The sequence below is a fragment of the Streptosporangium sp. NPDC002524 genome, from assembly GCF_040295985.1.
In the GTDB taxonomy this organism is placed as follows: domain Bacteria; phylum Actinomycetota; class Actinomycetes; order Streptosporangiales; family Streptosporangiaceae; genus Streptosporangium.
The window spans coordinates 76762-97907 of sequence record NZ_JBEOWK010000013.1 but is presented as its reverse complement, the minus strand read 5'-3'; the positions used below and the strand labels follow the sequence as shown (position 1 = coordinate 97907).

Genomic DNA, 21146 nt, shown 5'->3' with positions numbered 1-21146 from the left:
CCGGAACGAAGTCAGCGCCTCCCTCGAAGGCGGTATCCATATCCGGGGGTAAATGTCTACTCCTTGCGGATTTATGTTTTTATCTGACAGTCTTTTGTCGTGATTATGAGGAATCTCCTTTCGGGCTCGAGATCTGCCAGTGGGGAGGCCGTCATGAGAACGGCTCCCGCGCCTCTCCGGCGGGAGGTTTAGGCATGGACATGCTCGCGCGGGGGGACGCGCGGGACGGGATCGCTCCCCGGCCCGATGGCATCCGCGAGCTGCCGCTCTCGTTCGGCCAGGAACGCATGTGGTTCCTCGACCGGCTGGAAGGGGCCGCCGGTGGCGGCGCCCACAACGTCTTCATCGCCGAACGGCTCCGGGGACCGCTCGACCCGGACGCCCTGGAGTGGGCGATCGCCGGGATCGTGGCGAGGCACGAGATCCTGCGGACCCGCTTCCCGAGCAGGGACGGCGCTCCCGTCCAGGTCGTCGACGAGCCGCGCCCGCCCGGCGACCGGCCGTACACCGGCGCGGCCGGGACCTGGGACGGGACCGGAGCGTGGGGCGAGAGCGGAGCACGGAGCGAGACCGGGGTACGAGACGGGACCGGGGCGCGGGGCGACACAGAGGTACGGGGGAAGATCGGGGCACGGGGTGGGTTCGGAGCGCGGGACGAGGCCGGTTCGGGAAACCAAGGAAACCAAGGGCACCCGGGGAACCAGGGAAACCGGGAAGACCGGGAAGACCGGGGAGACCGGGGAGACCGGGGAGACCAGGGGACCGAGGGGAACGAGGGGTACGACCGGCCGTACCTGAAGCTGCTGGACCTGTCGGATCTTCCCGAGGCGGAACGCGAGGCGCGGACCGTGCGGCTCGTCCGGGAGCAGATCGAGCGGCGGTTCGACCTGGCGGGCGAGCCGCCGCTCAGGGCAGGCCTGTTGCGCCTGTCCGAGCGGGAGCACGCGATCTACATCGTGTTCCACCACATCGCCGTCGACGGCTGGTCGGTCGGCGTGTTCGCGCGCGAGCTGGCCGCGCTGTACGAGGCGTTCCCCACCGGTGACCGGCCGTCGTGGGCGCCGCTGCCGATCCAGTACGCGGACTTCGCGCTGTGGCAGCGCGGGCAACCGGACGACGCGGCTGACGAGCAGCTCAGTCACTGGCGGCGAAGGCTCGCCGACCCGCCGACGCTGGAGCTCCCGACGGACCGGCCGCGTCCCGCGGTCAGGACCTCCGAGGGCGGCTGCGCCCTGCTCCGGCTCCCCGCCGAGCTGGCCGGGGGCGTCGACGAGCTCGCCCGGCGCACCCGCACCACGCCGTTCATGGTGCTGCTCGCCGCGTACATGGTCCTGCTGTCGCGCCGCTCCGGCCAGGAGGACGTCTGTGTCGGCACGCCGATCGCGGGACGGGACAAGGACGAGCTGGAGCCGCTCATCGGGCTCTTCCTCAACACGCTGGTGATCCGCGGGGACCTGTCGGGCGACCCGACCTTCGGGGAACTGCTCGTCAGGGTCCGTCGCTCGGCTCTTCAGGCGTACACCAACGCGACCCTGCCCTTCGACCGGCTGGTGAGCGAGCTGAACGTCCCCAGGGACCTCAGCCGCACGCCCCTCTTCCAGGCCCAGCTCGTCCTGCACGACTACCAGGACACCGCCCTCGCCCTGCCCGGCGTCACCGCGGAGGCGGTCGACCTGGGCGACGCGCGGTCGGCGAAGTTCGACCTGTCGCTGGAGTTCGGGCGGCGGGACGGCGACCTCGAACTCTCCCTCGTCTACAGCACCGCCCTGTTCGACCACGCCACGGCGGAGCGGATGGCGGCGCACGTCGCGGCCATGCTGCGCCGGGCCGTCGCGGACCCCGGCACGCGGCTGTCGGAGCTCGGCCTCCCCCCGGAGGAGGAGCGCGAGCTGGCCCTCACCACCTGGAACGACACCGCCGTCCCGCGCCCGGAGACCACCCTCCACGATCTGGTCGCGGGCGAGCCCGGGGCGGTCGCGGCCACGTGCGGGGGGCGGAGCCTGACGTACGCGGAACTGGGGACGAGCGTCAACCGGCTCGCCAACCGGCTGCGGCGCGAGGGCGTGCGGCCCGGCGCCGTGGTGGCCGTGTGCGCCACCCGTTCGCTGGAGATGCTGGTCGCGCTGCTGGCCGTGATGAGGGCGGGCGGCGCCTACCTGCCCCTCGACCCGGACTACCCCGCCGAACGCCTCGCGTTCGTCCTGCGCGACTCGGGCGCGGAACTGCTCCTCACCGAGGAGAGCGTCCGCGGACGGCTCCCCGAGGACGCCGGGAGCGACGGGAACACCGGGAGCGACGGGAACACCGGGAACACCGCGCGGGTCCTGCTCATCGAGGACCCGCTGGCCTTCGCCGACGAACCCGGCACGCCTCCCGCGCCGCTCGCGACGCCGGACGACCTCGCGTACGTGATCTACACGTCGGGCTCGACGGGCCGCCCCAAGGGGGTCGCGATCGAGCACCGCGCCGTGGTCAACCTGCTGCTCGCGATGAAGGGCCTGCTCGGCGCCGGGCCCGGCCACGTCTGGCTCGCGCTCACCTCCCTGTCGTTCGACATCTCGGTGCTGGAGTTCTTCCTCCCGCTGGTCAGCGGCGGCAAGGTGGTCGTCGCGGGCAGCGCGGAGGCGCCGGACGCGCTCGCGCTGGTGAGGCTCGCCGCCGCGCACGGCGTGACGCACGTCCAGGCCACGCCGTCGGGCTGGCGGGCGCTGCTCGACGCGGGGTTCGACGGGCCGAGGGTGACCGCCCTGGCCGGGGGCGAGGCGCTGCCGCCCGCCCTCGCCCGCGCGCTGCGAGAGCGCGTACGAACGATGTGGAACGTGTACGGGCCCACCGAGACGACGATCTGGTCCACCCACGAGCCGGTGCCCATCGAGCCCGGGGCGGTGGCGATCGGCAGGCCGCTGGACAACACCCGTGTGCACGTGCTCGACGAGAGGTTCGACCCGGTCCCCATCGGGGTGGTCGGCGAGCTGTTCATCGCGGGGACGGGGCTGGCCCGGGGCTACCTGAACCGGCCGGGCCTGACCGCCGAACGCTTCCTGCCCGACCCGTCCGGCCCCCCGGGATCGCGTCTGTACCGGACCGGCGACCGGGTGAAGTGGCTGGCGGACGGGCGGCTGGAGTTCCTCGGCCGGGCCGACGGCCAGGTGAAGCTGCGAGGCCACCGCATCGAGCTGGGCGAGGTCGAGGCCGCCCTGGAGACCCACCCGGGAGTCTCCCGCGCGGTCACCGCGATCGTCGACGACATCCTGGTGGCGTACGTCGTCGGGGTCTCGCCCGCAGTCGGAGTCGGAGCCGGAAGCGGGCCCGGAACCGGTTCGGGCACCAATACCGAGGGCGGAGTTGGCGCGACCGCTGATGGACCGGATCTCGCCGGGCTCCAGGAGCACGTCGCGCGGTCGCTGCCCGCGATCATGGTCCCCGCGGTCGTGGTGCCGCTGCCCGCGCTGCCCCTCACCCCGAACGGCAAGGTCGACCGCAAGGCGCTCCCCGCGCCCGGCAGGCCGTCCGCGGGGCACGGCCGCCCGCCGGAGAGCGACCTGGAACGACAGGTGGCCGGGATCTTCGCCGAGGTGCTGGACGTGGCCGTCGGCCGGCTCGGCGCCGACGACGACTTCTTCGGCCTGGGCGGGCACTCGCTGCTCGCGGTCAAGGTCACCGCGCGGATCGCGGCGCTGCTCGGCGTGGAGGTACCCGTCAGGGAGCTGTTCGGCCGGCCGACGATCGCCGGGTTCGCCGAGGCCGTCGGCGCCGCCGCATCCGGCCCCGCGGACGACCGCGACGGTCGTGCCGCCCCGCTGCGTCCGCGCCCCGAGGGCGCGCCGCCCACGCTCTCGCCCGCGCAGGAGCGGCTCTGGCTCATGCACCGGCTGGATCCGGACGACGCGGCGTACAACATGTTCACCGTCTGGCGCCTGCGCGGCGATCTCGACACCGCCGCGCTGGAACACGCTCTCCGGGACCTGGCGGCGCGGCACGAGACCCTGCGCACCCGCTACCCGGAGGTGGACGGCGGGCCGGTCGCGATCACCGACCCCGCGACCGGTCCGCTGATCGAGTACCTCGACCTCACCGGCGAGGGACCGGCGGGCGACGTACCGGAAGGGCGGCTCGCGGGTGGAGAAGCCGCTGGAGGAGAGAACGGCGAGCGGCTCGCGGGGGAAGGGACCGCCGCAGGAGAGGGCGGCGAGCGGCTGTCGAGGGGAGGAGCGGGCGGTGAGCGGCTCGCGGAGCGGGAACGGGAGGCGCGGAGGCTGGTCGCGGAGCGGACCAACGCCCCCTTCGACCTCACGGGCCCGCCCCCGTTCCGGGTCACCCTGCTGCGCCTGGCCGAGCGCGACCACGTGTTCTGCCTCACCCTCCACCACATCGCGGGTGACGGCTGGTCGCTCAACGTCCTCGCCGACGACCTGACCGCCCTGTACGTCGCGCGCAGGGACGGGACCGACCCCCGTCTCGCCGAGCCGTCGATCACGTACGGGGACATCGCGTTCTGGCAGCGGGGCCACGACGACGGGGCGGCGCTCGGCTACTGGCGCGAGCGGCTCGCCGACCCTCCCGTGCTGGAACTGCCGCTCGACCGTCCCCGCCCGCTGGTCTCCGCGCACAGAGGAGGGTTCCACCCCTTCCGCCTGCCCGCCGGTCTCGCCGCGCGGCTGGAGGAGGTGGCCCAGGAGTGCGGGGCGACCCTCTTCATGGTGCTGCTCGCCGCGTACCAGGTGCTGCTGGCCCGCCACACCGGCCAGGACGACGTCATGGTCGGCTCCTCCTACGCGGGGCGGGACCGCGTCGAGCTGGAGCCGGTCGTCGGCTATCTCGCCAGCACCCTGGTCCTCCGGGGCGACCTGTCGGGAGATCCCGCCTTCACCGACCTCGTGGGGCGCACGCGGAAGGTCCTGCTGGAGGCGATGGCCTACCAGGAGGTGCCGTTCGAGAAGCTCGCGACGGAGCTGGAGGTGGAGCGCGGCCTGAGCCGTACGCCGCTCTTCCGGACCATGGCCATCCTGCACAGCCAGGACGACGGCACCAGGGACTCCTTCGCCGACCTGGACCTGGAGTTCTTCGACGCCGGGTACCGGCAGGCCAAGTTCGACCTCATGCTGGAGATGTGGCGGGACGACGACGGGCTCTTCCTGGTGCTCGGCTACGACGCGGAGCTGTTCGAGGCCGAGACCGCCGCGCGGTTCGCGGACCGGTTCGCCGTCCTGTGCCGCGCGGTCGCCGTCGATCCCGGCCGGGCCCTCTCCGCGCTGCCGCTGCGCACCGACGAGGACGACGCCCGGCTGCGCGTCCACGAGGAGGCGACGGCCCACGTCCCCGGTCCCCTCGTGCCGGAACTCGTCGCGGAGGCGACCGCCTCGCACGCGGACGCGACCGCGGTGGGCTGCGGTGACGAGACGCTGACCTACGCGGGCCTGGAACTCCGCGTCGCCTCGCTGGCCGCGCTGCTCCGGCGGCACGGTGTCGTACGGGAGACGGTCGTCGCGGTCCTCGCGGACCGGTCGATCGACGTCGTCGCGGCACTGCTCGCGGTGTGGCGCGCCGGTGGCGCCTACCTGCCCGTCGACCCCGAACTCCCGGCGGAGCGGGTCGGGACGCTCCTGTCCGGCAGCGGGGCCGCTCTCCTGGTGACGGCCCGCCGCCCCGAGGGACCGCCGCCGGTGGACGTCCCGGTGCTGGTCCTGGACGACCTGGAGCCGGGGGAGCCGGAGGAGACTGCGCATCTCGCGGACGGGGACGACGCCGCGTACGTGATCTACACCTCGGGCTCCACCGGGCAGCCCAAGGGCGTGGTGGTGGAGCACCGGGCCCTGGCCGACCGGGTGGCCTGGATGAGGGAGGCGTACGGGCTGGGGCCGGGAGACCGCGTGGTCCAGTTCGCGGCGCTCGGCTTCGACGCGCACGCCGAGGAGATCTACCCCGCGCTGGCCTCGGGGGCGGCCCTCGAACTCCTGCCGGGCGGCGCGGTCACCCTTCCCGAGGTGCTCGCCGGGCCCCGGGGGCGCGAGGTGACCGTGCTGGACCTGCCCACCGCCTACTGGCACCGGCTGGTCGACCAGATCGACGAGGTGGCCTGGCCGGAACGGCTGCGGCTGGTCATCCTCGGCGGCGAGCAGGTGCACGCGGAGGCCGTGGCCCGCTGGCGGGAGCGGTTCGGCGACCGGGTCCGGCTGGTCAACACCTACGGGCCCACCGAGGCCACGATCATCGCCACCGCGGCCGACCTCGGCTCCGCCGACACCGAGGGACGCCCGCCGATCGGACGGCCCGTCGGCGGCACCTTCGCGGTCGTCGCCGACCCCCGCGGCCACCACGCACCGGCCGGTGCGTCGGGAGAGCCCTTCCGTACGACGCCGGGCGTCTCCGGAGAGCCCCTGCGTACGACGCCCGGTGTCTCCGGAGAGCTCCCGCGCACGACGCCGGGCGTCTCCGGAGACCTTTCGCGGCGCGCCTCGGGAGAGCCCCTCCGTCGCGTGCCGCCCGGTGTCCCCGGGGAGCTGCTCCTCGGCGGCGCGGGGCTCGCCAGGGGCTACCTCGGCCGTCCGGACCTCACCGCCGAGCGCTTCGTCGACGATCCGGAGGCGGGGCGGCTCTACCGCACCGGGGACCTGGTCCGGTGGCGCCCGGACGGCCTGCTGGAGTTCCTGGGCCGCGTCGACGACCAGATGAAGGTCCGCGGGTTCAGGATCGAGCCCGCCGAGATCGAGGGACGCCTCCTCGCCCACCCGGGCGTGCGGCAGGCGGCGGTGACCGCCGGTGAGGACCGGCTGGTCGCCTACGTCGCGGGTTCCGCCAACCCGGAGGAGCTCCGGCTCGACCTCGCCGTGGCGCTCCCGCCGTACATGGTCCCCGACGTCTGGGTGACCCTGGACGAGCTGCCGGTGACCACCGGAGGGAAGATCGACCGCCGCGCGCTCCCCGCGCCCGGCCTCGACCCCGCCGGGGACCGGCCCTTCGTGGAGCCGAGGAACGACGCCGAGTTCCTCGTGGCGGGCGTCTGGGAGGAGGTGCTGGGGGTCGGCAAGGTCGGCGCGCTCGACGACTTCTTCGCGCTGGGCGGCCACTCGCTGCTCGCCGTGCGCGTCGGCTCCCGCCTGCGCAAGGCCGCCGGGATCGACGTTCCCGTCCGAGAGCTCTTCAGGAACCGTACGGTGGCCGATCTCGCGGTCGTGGTGGAGCGGATCCTGATGGAGGAGCTGTCCGAGCTGACGGACGAGGAGGTCGCCCGGATGCTCGGCACGGACGGTTCCTGACCACCCCCCGCCCGCTCCCCATGAGGAGCGGCCTGGGGAGAACCCGACGCCCTCCCGGGACCGGAACCCGGGGTTCCCCCACTGGAGGTATCGAATGAGTCACCCAGACGTCGCCGGTCCGGCGGGTCAGGCCGACCCGGTGGAGCCCGTCGTCTCCGCCGTTTCCACCGGTCAGACCGCGCTGGCCGAGCGGCCCGAGGGAACGACGGGGGAGGGCGTCCCCCTTTCCGGGGACTCCCTCCGGGTGTGGCTGGCCGGGGCCCTGTCCACGGCGTGCGACGGGGAGCTCTCCGCCCAGGAGATCCTCCGTTCCGACAGCTCGTTCGTCGCCATGGGGATCACCTCGATCGCGACGATCCGCCTGGTCGACGCCATCGAGGCGGAGCTGGACATCATGATCGACTTTGGCGGTGACACCTGGTTCCTCCAGGACCTGGATGCCCTGACCACCTACCTGACGGACCTCACCCGCCCCTGAGCGCCCCTTAGAGCCCTTGGAGGCCTTGGAGCCTTTGGGGGCCTTCGGGGATCTTTGGGGGCCGCCCCGTCAGGGGTGACCCGCGCGGCCGAGGGCGATCCTGGTCGTCTCCTCGGGGTACGGCGACAGGCGCACGGCGTCGGCGGGGGACAGGGACCCCGCCGTCACCCGCTCGCAGAGGTGGGCCAGGGCGGAGATCTCCGCGTGCTGGGCGACGACGAACGCGCGGTCGACCGGGTCGCCGTGACCGGGAACGACGACCGCGCCGCCCCGGCCGGGGACGGACGCGACCGTGTGATCGTGACCATGACCGTGCCCGGGGTCGGCCGTACCGCCAGGGATGGGGCGGCCGACGGCCGGGTCGCCGTGACCGGGGGCGGTCGGGTCGCCGTGACCGGAGAGGGACGCGGCGTCGGGGCCGTTGTCGGGCAGAGCGGGTAGGTCGAGCAGGTCGGGCAAGTCGAGCAACCGGGCGACCGTGGCGGGCCATTCGAGGGGGTAGGCGTCCTCGTAGGCGGGTGGCGCGCCGTTCTCCACCAGGTCCCCGGCGAAGGTCACCCCGGCGTCCGGCACGTGGACGACCAGGTCGTTGCCGGAGTGGCCTCGGCCGAGGTGGGCCAGGACGATCGGGCGGCCCCCGACGACCAGCCGGGCCCGGTCGGTGACGAGGTGGTCCGGTGGCACGATCTCGGTCCTCGCGATGTCGTCGGCGATGTCCGGGCGCCCCAGGTCCCGGTAGTACCGTGCCCACTCGTCCCTGGCCCGGCCGCCGTTCTCCACCAGGTCGGCGCGGCAGTCCTCGTGCGCCCAGACGGGACGGCCGAGGAACGACCGGGTGCCGAAGCTGTGGTCAAAGTGCGAGTGGGTGATCGCCACCGTCCACGGGTCGCGGGTGACGCGCCTGACCTCCGCGAGCAGCTCCGCCCCCTGCCGCTCGTCGCCCCGCGTGTCGACCACCAGGCAGCCGCCGTCACCCATGACGAGCCCCACCGACAGGTCCAGCTCGGCGTACCGCCGCACCAGCACCCGGTCCGCCACCTCGACCCATCGACCTTCCACGGGCCGTATTCTCCCCGATCCCGATCCCGATCCCGATCCCGATCCCGATCCCGATCCCGATCCCGAGGCTGAGGTCGAGGTCGAGGCCGAGGTCGAGGTCGAAGTCGAGGTTGAGGTCGAGGTCGAAGTCGAGGTTGAGGTCGGCCGAGGCGGCCGGGCGCACGGGGATGCACCCACCACGCGTCCTCCCGCCCCCGGGCCTCGCCGGTCCGTACCTCCGCCGGTCTGCCTCCCGTCCGGTCCGCCTCCCGTCCGCGCCTCCGCCCGTCCGTGCCTCCGCCGGGCCGCGCCTTCCGCCGGTCCGCCTCCCGTCCGCACCTCCCGGAGACCATTCGGCCGTTCAGCCCCGCAGGTACGTCACCACCGCCAGCACCCGGCGATGGTCGTCCTCGGCCGGTGGCAGGTCGAGTTTGGTCAGGATGTTGCCGATGTGCTTGCCGACCGCGGCCTCCGACACCACCAGGGCTCTGGCGATCGCCGCGTTGGAGCGGCCCTCGGCCATCAGGGCGAGCACCTCCCGCTCGCGGGGGGACAGCCGCTCCAGCGGATCGCGGCGGCGGCGTAGCAGTTGCCTGACCACCTCGGGATCCACGATCGTCCCGCCGCCGGCCACGTCGCGCAGCGCGTCGACGAACTCCTCCACGTCGCCGACCCGGTCCTTGAGCAGGTAGCCGACCCCGGTGCCGTCACCGGAGTCCAGCAGCTCGGACGCGTAGGTCTGCTCGACGTACTGGCTCAGCACCAGCACGGGCAGGCGCGGGTCCGCCGCGCGGAGCGCGACCGCGGCCCTGAGGCCCTCGTCGGTGAAGCCGGGCGGCATCCGCACGTCGGTCACGACGATGTCGGGGGCGTGCTCGCGCACCGCCTCCACGAGCCCGGCGGCGTCACCGGCCGTGGCCACCACCCGGTGCCCGAACCGGGCGAGCAGCTCGACCAGCCCGGCGCGGAGCAGCACGCCGTCCTCGGCGAGGACTACCTTGAGGGATCGATCGGGGTGCACGGGATCTCCACGCGTAGCAGGGTCGGCCCGCCGGGCGGGCTGGAAAGCACCAGTCTGCCGTCGACGACCGAGACGCGGTCGGCCAGCCCGGCCAGCCCGCTCCCCTCCGCGGCGGCGGCGCCGCCCACGCCGTCGTCGCCGATCTCCACGACGAGGCGGGCGCCGTCCGTCCGCCCGGTGACCGTGGCCCGCCCGGCCCCGCTGTGCCGGGCCACGTTCGCCAGCGCCTCGCACACCACGAAGTACGCGGTGGCCTCCACCACCTCGGGCAGCCGCGCGGGAAGCGCCATGACGACCTCCACGGGTACGGGGGAGCGGTCGGCGACGTCGGCCACGGCGGCGGGCAGCCCCCGGTCGGTGAGGATCTGCGGGTGGATCCCCCTGATCAGGTCGCGGATCTCGGCCAGCGCGAGCTTCGCCTGCTCGTGCGCCCTGCCGACGAGTTCGGCCGTCTCGTCCCCCCGGGTGAGCCTGGCCAGGCCGAGCGTCATGGTCAGCGAGACCAGCCGCTGCTGGGCGCCGTCGTGCAGGTCCCGCTCGATCCTGCGGCGTTCGGCCTCGAAGGCCGAGACCAGCCGGGACCTGGATCGGGTGAGCTCGACGACCCGCCTCGCCTCGTCGCTCTGCCGGGGACCGAGCAGCGCGCGGGCCACCAGCCCGTGCAGCACCGCGAGCGCCGTCAGCGGGTACGAGAACAGCACGAGCAGGACGACCCCGAGCAGCGCCGCGAGGAACGCCTCGGGATAACCGCTGATCAGCCAGAACTTGAGCAGCCTCACCTCCCCGTCCTCCTGGACGGCGATGGGCGCGTACATGGCCAGCACCGGACCGGCGATCCCGTACACCAGGGCGATCAGTTCCATCGGCCAGAGCACGGTGACCAGCAGGCCGGTGTAGGCGAGCTCCCGCCAGGTGGCCTGCTCGCCGAAGCGCGTCCGCGCCCACGCGCGCAGCCCCGGCCGGTCGGGCTCGCGGTGCGGCGACTCCACCGGCTCGGAGTCGATGATCCGCAGGCGGCGGCGCTCCAGCGCGGCCACCGGTATCCCGCCGAACCCCAGCGCCACCACGAACAGGATGCCCACCACCACCAGCGTCAGCACCGCGCCGACGGCCAGGCAGACCAGGACCACCACGAGCGTGACGGCGCCGACGAGGACGCTCGTCAGCAGGTACGCCACCGAGCGCCACGGCCACCACGTGGCGAGCAGGTTCCACCGGGTGAGCGCCTGCCAGGCCGCCCGCGATCGCATCACCCGACAGTACGGCCCGTGCGGGAACGCTCTCTACCTGGCCAGACCTACTCCGGAGGTATGGCCAGGTATACCTGGAAGATTAGGTCCCGGCGCCCTGCGGGCCGTACCCCCTTGGCGGTCTGATGGGAGCCATGAACAAGACGGCGGCACCCGCGGACCTGCGGACATTCCTGACGGCGGCGGTGCGCAGGCAGCGCGTGGTGGGCGCGATCGCCCCGAGTTCCCCGGCGCTGGGCCGGGCGCTCAGCGCGGTGGTCCCCGCGCTGGGCCCGTCGGTGGTCGTGGAACTGGGGGCCGGCACCGGCCCGATCAGCGAGGCCATCCGGGCGCGGCTGGCCCCGGGATCCCGCCAGCTGGCCGTGGAGATCGATCCCGGCATGGCCGCGCACCTGCGCCGGACGAAACCCTGGATGGAGACGATCGAGGGCGACGCCGCCGACCTCGGCGAGCTCCTGGCCGGTGCCGGGGTCGGCCGGGTGGACGCGGTCGTCAGCACGCTGCCCTGGTCGCTGTTCCCCGGGGAGCGGCAGGAGCGGATCCTGGCGGGCGTCGGCCGGGCGCTCGCGCCGTCCGGGGCGTTCACGACCGTCACCTACCTGTCCGCCCTGCCGCTCGCCGGGGCCAGGGCCCTGCGCCTGCGGCTGCGGGCGGCCTTCGACGAGGTGCTGACCACCGGGCCCGTCTGGCGGAACCTGCCTCCCGGGGTGGCGTACGTGTGCCGCAGGCCGATCGTCCGCTAGCCTCCGCCCGGTCCGCCCGGTCCGCCCGGCCGCGAGCCGGACGGGCCGCCCGCGAGTTCGAGGCCGTCACCTCCGCGGCGGCCGGGCGGGCGACGCGCCCGGCCTCCGGCTTACCGCCTGGGCGGCCGGTCTACGGCTCACCGCTTGGGGTGGACGGTCTCCCGGACGACCTCGGCCAGGGCGGTGATCAAGGGGGAGTGCCGGGCGCTCTCCCAGGCCAGCACGACCGTGCTCGGCGGGGCGTCGGCGACCGGGACGTAGACGACGTCGGACCGCGGGAACAGGAAGTTGATCGAGGGCGGGAGGAACGCCACGCCACGTCTCACCCGGACGTACTCCACGATCTCCTCGATGTCGTGCACGGCGGGCCCGGAGCGGGGCCGGGTCCCGTCGGGGCGCGGGTCGATCCTCCAGAAGGCGTTCCACGCCGGGTCGGCGTCGGCGTAGTGCAGGAGGGGCTCGTCGGCGATGTCGTCGAGCCTCAGCGAGGCCTTGGCCGCCAGGGGGTGGTCGGCCGACAGCAGGACGGTGAACGGCTCGGTGTACAGGAACATCGTGCTCAGTCCATCGGAGATCAGGGGGAGCCGGACGAGGCCGGCGTCGACGCGGCCGTCGAGCAGGGCCTCGCTGCGGTCCTTCGAATGCAGGCGTTTGAGGTGGACGATCACGTCGGGGTGGCGCTCGGCGAAGCGTCGCAGGGCCGGAGCGGTGTCTATGCCGAGCATGAACCCGACGGTCAGGTGGTGCCCGCCCTCACCGGCGCGGCGCGCTCTGTCCCGGACCGCGTGGCTGGCGGCGAGCAGCCGTCCCGCGTCACGCAGGAGCTGTTCGCCCGCGGGAGTGAGGGCGACCTCCCGGCTGGTACGGGCGAAGAGTGCGACGCCCACGTCATGTTCGAGCTGTCTGATCTGCCGGGAGAGCGCGGGTTGCGTGATGTGCAGCGCCTCGGCCGCCTGGCCGAAATGCAGCCGCTCCGCCACCGCGACGAAGTAGCGCAGCTTGCGCAGATCGAGATCCATTCGAGCACCACTCCCGCCTGATCGCGTTCATCGATGCCCGGAGGGCATCGATGACCTCGGAACAGGCCTTGGACGCATGGCGAAACCTGATGAAAGCTTGGTCCAGGCGGTTGTACGCGGCCCGCTGACCAGCCGGAAGCCGCGTCAAGCCCGATCCGTGCCACCCCACTCTCCTGAGTTCTACTGAGCTTTCCTGATGTCTCCTGAGGTTCTCCCAGGGCCCGTCGCGCGCCGGCGCCGCCGTGGTGAACGCCCCGTCACCGCCGATCGAGCTCGACGCGCTCCGGGCCGGACCGGCCAAGGTCATCGGAGTCGTCGCACGTGAAGCCCGGTTCTCCGGCCTCGGCTCACTGCTCGGCCCTTACCCCTCCGCCCGCTGCCCAACCTGTCCCCGGCCGCGAGGCCGCGAGGTCACGGGAGCGGTCACCGCCCTCGGCCGGGGCGTCGTCCGGCCGGAGATCGGCTCCCGCGGACGCCGTGACTACACGGCACACATCAAGTACAGGAAGGAACATTCGTGGAAAAGGGCAACCTCGCACGGGTGATCGCGCTCGCGGGTGCGAGCGTCGTGCTGTCGTTCGGCCTGAGCGTGCTGGGCGCGCCGAGGTGCGCGGCCGTGATCGGCGGCGCCGTGCGGGACCCGGCGTCGGCCGCTTTCGACGACTGCGACCTCCCGACCTCCGTACGCCCCGGCAGCACGTACGTCATGAGCCGGAGCTGCTACATCTGCCTGTACGAAGAGGTCAGCGCGCACGCCCTGTACCCCTGGCGCGACTACTACTGCACCTACAACCCCCGCAGCGACCTGAGCGACCTGTATTACATACCGAAAATGCCGATAAATGGGGCCAGAGACATCGGAACAGCACCATGGGAGCCGTCACCCGGTGCCCTCGGCGGAGAGGCGCGGGCGAGGAGCCGTGCCCCGGCCCGCCCGGTGGCCGGGTGGTCGCGGGCCCGTCAGCCCAGGACCCGGCCGACCATCCGCGCGTACATCCGTCCCGGGCTCGGCACCGACGACGGGTGCAGGAAGCCGGGAAGCATCGGCAGGTCCACCGCGAAGGGCTGCAGCCGCTCGTAGAGGACGTAGGCGCCCGAGGGGCGGTCGTCGGGGTCCTTCTCCAGCAGCTCGGCGACGAGGCGGTTCAGCTCGTCGGGGACCCCGGGCACCTCCGCCGGGCGTTCCTTCACCTGGCGCTCGAACACGGCGTACTCGGTGGGGCCGGTGAACAGCTGGCGGCCCGTCAGCATCTCGTGGATCACGCACCCGAGGGCGTAGAGGTCGCTGCGGGGGCCGGACAGGCCGCGCTGGATCTGCTCGGGCGCCATGTACGACGGGGTGCCGAGGATCTGGCCCACCCGGGTGAACTGGGTCGAGCCCGACTCGCGGAGCACGGCCAGGCCGAAGTCGAGGACCTTCACGCTCCCGTCGGGGCAGAGCATCAGGTTGGTCGGCTTCAGGTCGCGGTGGTAGATGGACAGCGCGTGGGCGGCCGTCAGCACCGCGCAGGCCTGGGCGGCGATCGCCGCGGCCCACGGCACCGGGAGCGGGCCGTGCTCGCTGACCACGTCGGCCACGGTGACGCCCTCGATGAACTGCATCACCTGGAACAGCCGCTGGTCGAAGGTGCCGAAGTCGTACAGCACCGGGGCGCCGGGGTGCTCCAGCCTGGCCAGGATGCGGGCCTCGCGCAGGAAGCGCCGCTTCAGCTCCTCGTCGGGGCCGGTGAGGAACTTCAGGAACTTGACGGCCACCCTGCGGTCGAGATGCTTGTCGTGGCCGCCGTAGACGGCCCCCATGCCTCCCTGGCCGAGAGGAAGGTCGTCGAGCACGTATCGGTCGCCGATGACCATCGACCCTCCCATGGACCTGCGGGCGTCACGCCCCTTGGTCGCACGGCCGGAGATGACCGTCGACCAGTCCGTCAAAGCCTAGCCGGAGCAGCGTTTCCCCCAGCGTCCGCGTTTCGCGCAGTCTGTCCTCCAGTTCGAACAGCTCACGGAAGGCCGTACCGTACATCCGCTGGTCGGACAGGGGCAGCATGGGCACCCGCGCCCGTCGCACGTCGAGGCGGCTGGAGCTGGGATGGATCCTCGCCGCGTCGGCCGAGCGCAGGAACCCGGCCAGGAACCCGGAGTCGAGCCGCTGCGGGTCGACCCGGTAGAGCGTGAGCTGCGGGCCGAGCGCCGCGCCGCTGTGGGTGATCACCCTGACCGCGCCCAGCGCGGTGGTCACCACGTCACCCGGCCTGATCATGACCAGGGCCGGGTCGAGGGTCGTGCGGCCCGAGGGCGGCGCGCCCGCCGCGGTGTCGTCGGCGGTCAGCACCGGGAGCGGGCCCTCGTCCGCGGACATCCTCGCCGGAGCCTGCAGGATCGTGATCAGGCCCGCCTTGGCCAGCTCGCCGACCGTGGTGGTCGGCAGGTCCTGCCGCTCGGCGAGCGGCTGGAGCGCGGGAGTGGCGTCCGGCAGCAGCGCCGAGGTCTCCTTGAACCTGGTCAGCGCGTCGGTGAAGTCACGCAGGAAGTCGAGGCCGCCGTGCTGGGGGCGGTGCCTGGACGGGGTGAGGTCGACCTCGTCGTCGAGCAGGTCGATGATCCGCACCGTCCGGCTCTCGCCGGACAGCTCGGCCTCCGGGTCCGCCACGTACGCGCGCCAGGCGGGTTCCACGATCGACAGGTCCTCGGCGGCGTCCACCACCAGCAGCTGGGACGGCGGACGCCCGCCGTCGGGCCTGCGGAGCATCCACAGGTCGGGGCCGCCGGGCGCCAGCGTCACCACGGCCCGCAGCGCCCCGGCCCGGAGCAGGTTGCCGCGGATCCGCTTGCCGGGACGGCGGCCGGCGGCGGCGGGGGGCATCAGGATCGCCACCAGGCCGCCCGGCCTCACCCGGGCCAGGCAGTGCTGCACCCAGGCCAGCTCCGACTCCCCGCGCGGCGGCAGGCCGTACTCCCAGCGCGGGTCGCCGGCGAGCTCCTCGTGCCCCCAGACCCGCTCGTTGAACGGCGGATCGCAGACCACGGCGTCGGCGGGCTCACCGGCCAGGCCGTCCTCGCGCAGGGAGTCACCGGCGACGATCCGCGCCTCGGCGCCGCGCAGCAGCACGCGTACGGCGGTGAGCAGCGCGTTCGTCTCGTTGATCTCCTGCCCCATCAGGACGGTCCGCCGTCCCGCCGGGACACCCGTCCCCGGGGCCTTGGAAGCGTTCTTCCGGAAGTCCTGCGGAGGGTTCGCCCGGGAGGCCGCGCCCAGCAGGAGCGTCCCGACGCCGCACGCGGGGTCGAGGACGACGCCCCCGTCCCCGGCCGCCAGCCGGACCATGAGCGCGGCCACGTCGTCCCTGGTGACCGGGAGCTGGCGGGAGTGGGCCTCGGCGTAGCGGCCGAACAGGAACTCGAAGACCTCCAGGGGACCGTGCTCGGCGGCCAGTTCGGCGACCAGCCGGACGAGGGCCAGGTCGTCCAGGCGGAGATCGGCGGAACCGGGCAGATCCGTCGTCACCTCGGCCACGCGGGTGAGAGACTTCGTACCATGATCACGCCAGGCGGTGGGCTCGCGGCGCAGGAACAGCAGGAACGCGCCGACCCTGGCCACCAGCTCGCCCAGCCTGAGGTCGTCGACCGAGGTGCGCATCCGCTGCCAGACCAGGTCGCCGAGCGAGACCTCGAAGGACTTGCCGTTCGCGCGCAACCACACGGCGATCTCGGGCAGGGAGAACAGCGGGCTGGAGGCGGTGCCGCCCACCGGCTGGGGAAAGTCCTCGTGGCGGCGGCGCCAGTTGCTCACCGCTGCCCTGCCGACCCCGGCGAGCCGGGCGATGTCGCCCGCGTTCACGGTGATCTCCTGGCTCTCCTCCATGGAGGGCCACAGTAGTTGACTGTGCCGCAACGGTCTACAACGACTTTGCTTGTGAAGTGCTTCAACCAATGATTTACTGCCCTCATGGCACTGAACCAACCACTTGCACTGCGCTACGCGGCCCGCTCCGACGTGGGGGTCCGCCGTGAGGCTAACGAGGATTCGGGCTACGCGAGCGCGCGCCTGCTCGCCATAGCCGACGGCATGGGTGGTCACGCGGGTGGAGAGGTCGCCAGCTCACTTGCCGTCACCGCGATGGCGAAGCTGGACGACACCCTGCCCGCCGGCGGTGTCGACCTGCTCGCCGCGCTCAAGGACGCCGCCAGGGACGTGAACCACACGCTGCGCGAGATGAGCGAGCAGGACCCCACGCTCCGCGGCATGGGCACCACCCTGACCGCGATGCTCTGGGACGGCGCCACCTTCGCCCTGGCCCACGTCGGGGACTCCCGGGCCTACATGCTGCGCGACGGCGCCCTCTACCAGATCACCCACGACCACACCCTGGTCCAGTCGCTGGTGGACGAGGGGCGGATCACCCCCGAGCAGGCCGCCGAGCACCCGCGCCGGTCGATGGTGCTGCGGGTCCTGGAGGGTACCGGCGACGGCGAGCTGGACCTGTCGCTGCGCGAGGCCTTCCCCGAGGACCGCTACCTGCTCTGCTCCGACGGCCTCACCGCCGTGGTCGGCCCCGAGACCCTGTTCAACACGCTGACCGAGATCTCCGACCCCGACGAGGCCGCCCGCTGGCTCATCGACCTGGCCAACCGGGGCGGCGGCCCCGACAACATCACCTGCGTCGTGGCCGACTTCGGGGCGCCCGCCGACGCGGCCCCGGCGGGCCCGACCATCGTGGGCGCCGCGGTCGAGCGGAGACTCTCCCTCTGACCCGCGGTTCCGCAGGCCCGACCCCCGGGTCCCGCGGGTTCCGGCTCTCCGGTCCCGCGGGTTACGGCTTTCCCGGCTTCCGGTCCTGCGGGTTGCGGCTTTTTCGGCTTCCGGCTCCCCGGACCTGGCGGGTTCCGGTTCTCCCGGTCTTGGGGGTTACGGCTCTTTCGGCCTCCGGACCTCGCGGGTTACGGCTCTCCCGGCATCACGGGAATCCCGGCATCACGGGACCCGGGAGCGGGACCTCGCCGGTGGGCATTCTCGTCGAGGAACGTCCGCCTGAGGACATCCGCCGGAGGACGTCCTCACCGGGGCGGGATCCGGGCCTCCGAAACCCACAAGGTCACACGCGAGGCCACTCGCGAGGTCACAAGGCCACCCACAAGGTCACTCGTGAGGTCACCGCCGGGTCCGAGGTCACTCCCGGGTCACTCCCAGGTCTTGCCGGTGATGCGCTCGTACGCCTCGATGTAACGCGCCCGGGTGACCTCCACGACCTCGGCGGGCACCTCCGGAGCGGGTTCCTTCTTGTCCCAGCCCGTGCCGGTGGCCCAGTCACGCACGTACTGCTTGTCGAAGGAGAACTGCGCGTGGCCCGGCTCCCACCGGTCGGCGGGCCAGAAACGGGAGGAGTCGGAGGTCAGCACCTCGTCGCCGAGCACGAGCGCGCCGTCGGCGGCCCGGCCCAGCTCGATCTTGGTGTCGGCGATGATGACGCCCCGCTCCGCGGCGAGCTCGGAGCCGCGCCGGTAGACCTCCAGCGTGATCCGCCTGAACTCCCCGGCGGCCTCCGCGCCCTCCCGGGAGACGACGTCCTCGAAGGAGATGGGCTCGTCGTGCTGCCCGAGCGGCGCCTTGGTGCTCGGGGTGAAGATCGGCTCGGGGAGCCTGGAGCCGTCGACCAGCCCGGGCGGCAGCGGCACGCCCGAGACCGACCCGTGCGCCTGGTACTCCTTCAGCCCGCTGCCGGTCAGGTAGCCGCGCGCGATGCACTCGACCTGCACCATCTCCAGCCTCCGGCACCGCACCGCGCGCCCCTCGAACTCGGCGGGCACGTCGGTCGCCGAGATCACGTGGTTGGGCACGATGTCGGCGAGCTGCTCGAACCACCACAGCGACAGCCGCGTGAGGATCTTCCCCTTGTCGGGGATCGGGGTGGGCAGGATCACGTCGTACACCGACACCCGGTCGGACGCCACGAGGACGATGTCCCCGCGATCCTCGTAGACGTCGCGGACCTTCCCGGAATGAAGAAGCTTCACTGCGTTCCTTGTTCCTTGCTCTCGCTCGACCCGGCGGCCGTCTGCGGGCCCCCGGTCGCTGACCGACACCTGCTCACCGTATTCGACCTCACCGTATTCGGTACCCGGCGGCGACCCGAGCCCGCCCTGCCGGACGACCGGCTCCCGCAGGGGAGAGGCCCGGCCTCGTCGGCCGGTGCCGGAGGGCGCGCCTACTCGGCGCTGCGGCCCTCCGTGCCGGCGATGCCGATCGTGCCGGTCGAGCCGCGCAGGCCGAAGCCGTACCGGTACTCCCGACGCGCCTCCGGGGTCGCGAGCACGTCGCCGATGTCGGCGGTGATCAACCGGTGCCACACCCCGTCGGTCTCGGCGTAGGAGGTGATCCTGTCGCCGGACAGCAGCAGCGCGAAGCGGTCCCCGGGTTCGAGGGAGAGCGAGGATTGGCCGGGGGTCTCGAGGTGGGCGCCGTTCACCCGGACGTTGATCCCCGTGTCCTTGCGCGTGTTGTTGTACCAGGCGGTCACGTAGTCGTTCCCGCCCTTCACCCAGCCCACGAAGACGCTGTCCTCCGGCTGCCCGGTGTTGGCGAACGTGCCGACGGTCAGCACGCTGACCGCCTCGCCGGAGGAGGGCGTCCCGGTCCCGGCGACCAGGCCGAAGAACGGCGCCGAGCCGGTCCCGGCGAACGTCCCCGACCCGGCGGTGGTCACCGGCAGGATCTCGTTGCTGTTCTCCCGGTACGCGGCGTACTGCCCGGAGGTGTCGTCGGCGAACCGGTCGACGACGTCGACCCGGGGGAACGCCTTGAGGTCGAGGGACGCCCCCGCCTTCGGCGCGCTCGCCGCCTTTTGCTCACCGAACAACGGCGGCAGGAGCAGCACCCCGGCCGTCACGGCCAGGGCCGTGACCGTCGCGGCCACCGCGATCACCGGCCCCCGGGAACGCCTCCCGGACGGTTCGCGACGCGCCGACCCGGTGGACGGCGAGGTCGGGGCGCCGTCGAGGCCGCCCGCCCCTCCTGGGGCGAGCCCCGGCCCGGCGACCGGACCGCCGAGTGCGGCCGTACTGCCGAGCGCGACCGTACTGCCGAGCGCGACCGGACCGCCTGATGTGACGGGACCGGCGAGCGCGGCCGGATCGACGAGCGTGTGCCCGCCGTGCCGCATCCCGGCGGGGACGCCGGGTCGCGCTCCCGGATGCCGGTCGGGGTACGCCACCGTGTTCCCGCCTGTGATCCCGCCCGGGTTCCCACTCGTGTGCCCGCCGGTGTTCCTGCCCGTGTTCCCGTCCGGGTTCCCTCCCGGCCACTGGCCGGGGCCCTGCCGTCCGTCCGGCCGGGGCCCGCCCGGTGGCCGCTCCCCGGGCCGAGGGCCGTCCGCGAACCGCTCCCCGGGACCCCGCCCGCCCACGAGCGACCGGGCCGTGTCACCGCCATCACCGCCATTACCACCGCTGCCGCCGTGGTCGCCGGTGAGGTCGCGGAGCAGGTCGGCGGCGGCCGGGCGGGCCGCCGGGTCCTTGGCCAGGCAGATCGACACCAGCCGGCGCAGCGGCCCCGGCACGCCGGAGACGTCGGCCTCGCCCGACAGGATCGCGTGCAGGATCGCCGGGACGCTGTTCGCGGGGAACGCGGGCCGCCCGGTCGCGGCGAAGATCATCGTGCCGGCCCAGGAGAACATGTCGGAGGCCCCCGTGAGCGGCTCGTCCGCGATCTGCTCCGGTGACATGTACGCGGGCGTACCGGCCAGCTGGTCGCTGCTCGTCATGTGGTCGAGCGCGCGAGCGATGCCGAAGTCGATCACGACCGGCCCCTCCGGGCCGAGGATCACGTTGCCCGGCTTGAAGTCCCGGTGCACGACCCCGGCCCGGTGGATCGAGGCCAGCGCGGTCAGCGTGGCGACCGCCAGGCGCTCCAGGCCGCTGCCGGCCCGCGGCCCGCCGGTCCTGACCAGCTCGTCGAGCGAGGGACCCTGCACGTACTCGCTGACGATGTACGGCCGCCCGTCCGCCACCCCGGTCGCGATGACCCTGGCCGTGCAGAACGCGGCCACGCTCGCCGCGACCTCCGCCTCGCGCAGGAACCGCCGCCGGATCCCCGCGTCGGCCGCGAGCCGGGCGTGCAGCACCTTGATCGCCACCCGCGCCCCGCCGGGCGACTCCCCCAGGTAGACCGCGCCCTGCCCGCCCTCGCCGAGCAGCCGCGAGACCCGGTGGTCACCGATCCGCTCCGGCGTTCCGGGCCCCGGCCCGCGAGGACCCGTCACCGCTCACCCCGTACCATCAGATGATCTTCTTGTGTCGGGCACAGGCTACTCCGGCACTCTCCGCACCGCTGGAGAACACCGACATTTCG

General features: G+C 73.2%; 12 protein-coding genes. 4 read left to right on the top strand and 8 right to left on the bottom strand.

Annotation, left to right across the window (positions count from 1 at the left end):
- Positions 1-194 precede the first annotated feature (194 nt).
- A complete protein-coding gene (locus ABT053_RS23025; protein WP_350971153.1) occupies positions 195-7256 on the top strand; it encodes a non-ribosomal peptide synthetase in 7062 nt (2353 codons plus the stop codon).
- A 94-nt stretch (positions 7257-7350) separates the two neighbouring features.
- Entirely contained in the window at positions 7351-7734 is a 384-nt protein-coding gene (locus ABT053_RS23020; RefSeq protein ID WP_350971151.1) for a phosphopantetheine-binding protein, read from the top strand.
- Positions 7735-7803: 69 nt separating this feature from the next.
- Here the strand turns inward: ABT053_RS23020 and ABT053_RS23015 are convergent, their stop codons facing one another.
- The 3 genes from ABT053_RS23015 to ABT053_RS23005 all read right to left on the bottom strand — a co-directional run bounded on the left by ABT053_RS23015 (position 7804) and on the right by ABT053_RS23005 (position 11043).
- Positions 7804-8793, bottom strand: coding sequence for an MBL fold metallo-hydrolase (locus ABT053_RS23015; RefSeq protein WP_350971149.1), 990 nt, complete (start codon positions 8791-8793; stop codon positions 7804-7806).
- A 340-nt stretch (positions 8794-9133) separates the two neighbouring features.
- On the bottom strand, positions 9134-9793 hold the full coding sequence (locus tag ABT053_RS23010; protein ID WP_350971148.1) for a response regulator transcription factor: 660 nt from the start codon (positions 9791-9793) through the stop codon (positions 9134-9136).
- Entirely contained in the window at positions 9766-11043 is a 1278-nt protein-coding gene (locus tag ABT053_RS23005) for a sensor histidine kinase (RefSeq protein ID WP_350971146.1), read from the bottom strand. Before ABT053_RS23005 ends, ABT053_RS23010 begins: the two co-directional genes overlap by 28 nt.
- A 134-nt stretch (positions 11044-11177) precedes the next feature.
- On the opposite strand from ABT053_RS23005, the gene ABT053_RS23000 reads away from it, so the two are divergent.
- Positions 11178-11786, top strand: coding sequence for a class I SAM-dependent methyltransferase (locus tag ABT053_RS23000; protein ID WP_350971144.1), 609 nt, complete (start codon positions 11178-11180; stop codon positions 11784-11786).
- A 137-nt stretch (positions 11787-11923) separates the two neighbouring features.
- On the opposite strand, the gene ABT053_RS22995 is transcribed toward ABT053_RS23000, so the two are convergent.
- The 3 genes from ABT053_RS22995 to ABT053_RS22985 all read right to left on the bottom strand — a co-directional run bounded on the left by ABT053_RS22995 (position 11924) and on the right by ABT053_RS22985 (position 16664).
- A complete protein-coding gene (locus tag ABT053_RS22995) occupies positions 11924-12805 on the bottom strand; it encodes a LysR family transcriptional regulator (RefSeq protein WP_350971142.1) in 882 nt (293 codons plus the stop codon).
- A gap of 960 nt (positions 12806-13765) precedes the next feature.
- Positions 13766-14659 (bottom strand): serine/threonine-protein kinase, encoded by an 894-nt coding sequence (locus tag ABT053_RS22990; protein WP_350971140.1) that lies wholly within the window; start codon positions 14657-14659, stop codon positions 13766-13768.
- 25 nt (positions 14660-14684) lie between these two features.
- Positions 14685-16664 (bottom strand): N-6 DNA methylase, encoded by a 1980-nt coding sequence (locus tag ABT053_RS22985; protein WP_350971138.1) that lies wholly within the window; start codon positions 16662-16664, stop codon positions 14685-14687.
- Positions 16665-16748: 84 nt separating this feature from the next.
- Between ABT053_RS22985 and ABT053_RS22980 the strand changes: the two genes are divergently transcribed.
- Entirely contained in the window at positions 16749-17552 is an 804-nt protein-coding gene (locus ABT053_RS22980) for a PP2C family protein-serine/threonine phosphatase (RefSeq protein WP_350971137.1), read from the top strand.
- A gap of 428 nt (positions 17553-17980) precedes the next feature.
- Here the strand turns inward: ABT053_RS22980 and ABT053_RS22975 are convergent, their stop codons facing one another.
- Together ABT053_RS22975 and ABT053_RS22970 are read right to left on the bottom strand one after the other, a co-directional pair.
- On the bottom strand, positions 17981-18814 hold the full coding sequence (locus ABT053_RS22975) for a phosphoribosylaminoimidazolesuccinocarboxamide synthase (RefSeq protein WP_350971135.1): 834 nt from the start codon (positions 18812-18814) through the stop codon (positions 17981-17983).
- Between the two features lie 191 nt (positions 18815-19005).
- A complete protein-coding gene (locus tag ABT053_RS22970; RefSeq protein ID WP_350971133.1) occupies positions 19006-21057 on the bottom strand; it encodes a protein kinase domain-containing protein in 2052 nt (683 codons plus the stop codon).
- Positions 21058-21146: the final 89 nt, after the last annotated feature.

What these genes read in the sequence shown, in the direction of transcription:
- ABT053_RS23025 (WP_350971153.1), top strand. Translation starts at nt 195, where the DNA reads ATGGACATGCTCGCGCGGGGGGACGCGCGGGACGGGATCGCTCCCCGG.
- ABT053_RS23020 (WP_350971151.1), top strand. Translation starts at nt 7,351, where the DNA reads ATGAGTCACCCAGACGTCGCCGGTCCGGCGGGTCAGGCCGACCCGGTG.
- ABT053_RS23005 (WP_350971146.1), bottom strand. Translation starts at nt 11,043, where the DNA reads ATGCGATCGCGGGCGGCCTGGCAGGCGCTCACCCGGTGGAACCTGCTC.
- ABT053_RS23000 (WP_350971144.1), top strand. Translation starts at nt 11,178, where the DNA reads ATGAACAAGACGGCGGCACCCGCGGACCTGCGGACATTCCTGACGGCG.
- ABT053_RS22995 (WP_350971142.1), bottom strand. Translation starts at nt 12,805, where the DNA reads ATGGATCTCGATCTGCGCAAGCTGCGCTACTTCGTCGCGGTGGCGGAG.
- ABT053_RS22990 (WP_350971140.1), bottom strand. Translation starts at nt 14,659, where the DNA reads ATGGTCATCGGCGACCGATACGTGCTCGACGACCTTCCTCTCGGCCAG.
- ABT053_RS22985 (WP_350971138.1), bottom strand. Translation starts at nt 16,664, where the DNA reads ATGGAGGAGAGCCAGGAGATCACCGTGAACGCGGGCGACATCGCCCGG.
- ABT053_RS22980 (WP_350971137.1), top strand. Translation starts at nt 16,749, where the DNA reads ATGGCACTGAACCAACCACTTGCACTGCGCTACGCGGCCCGCTCCGAC.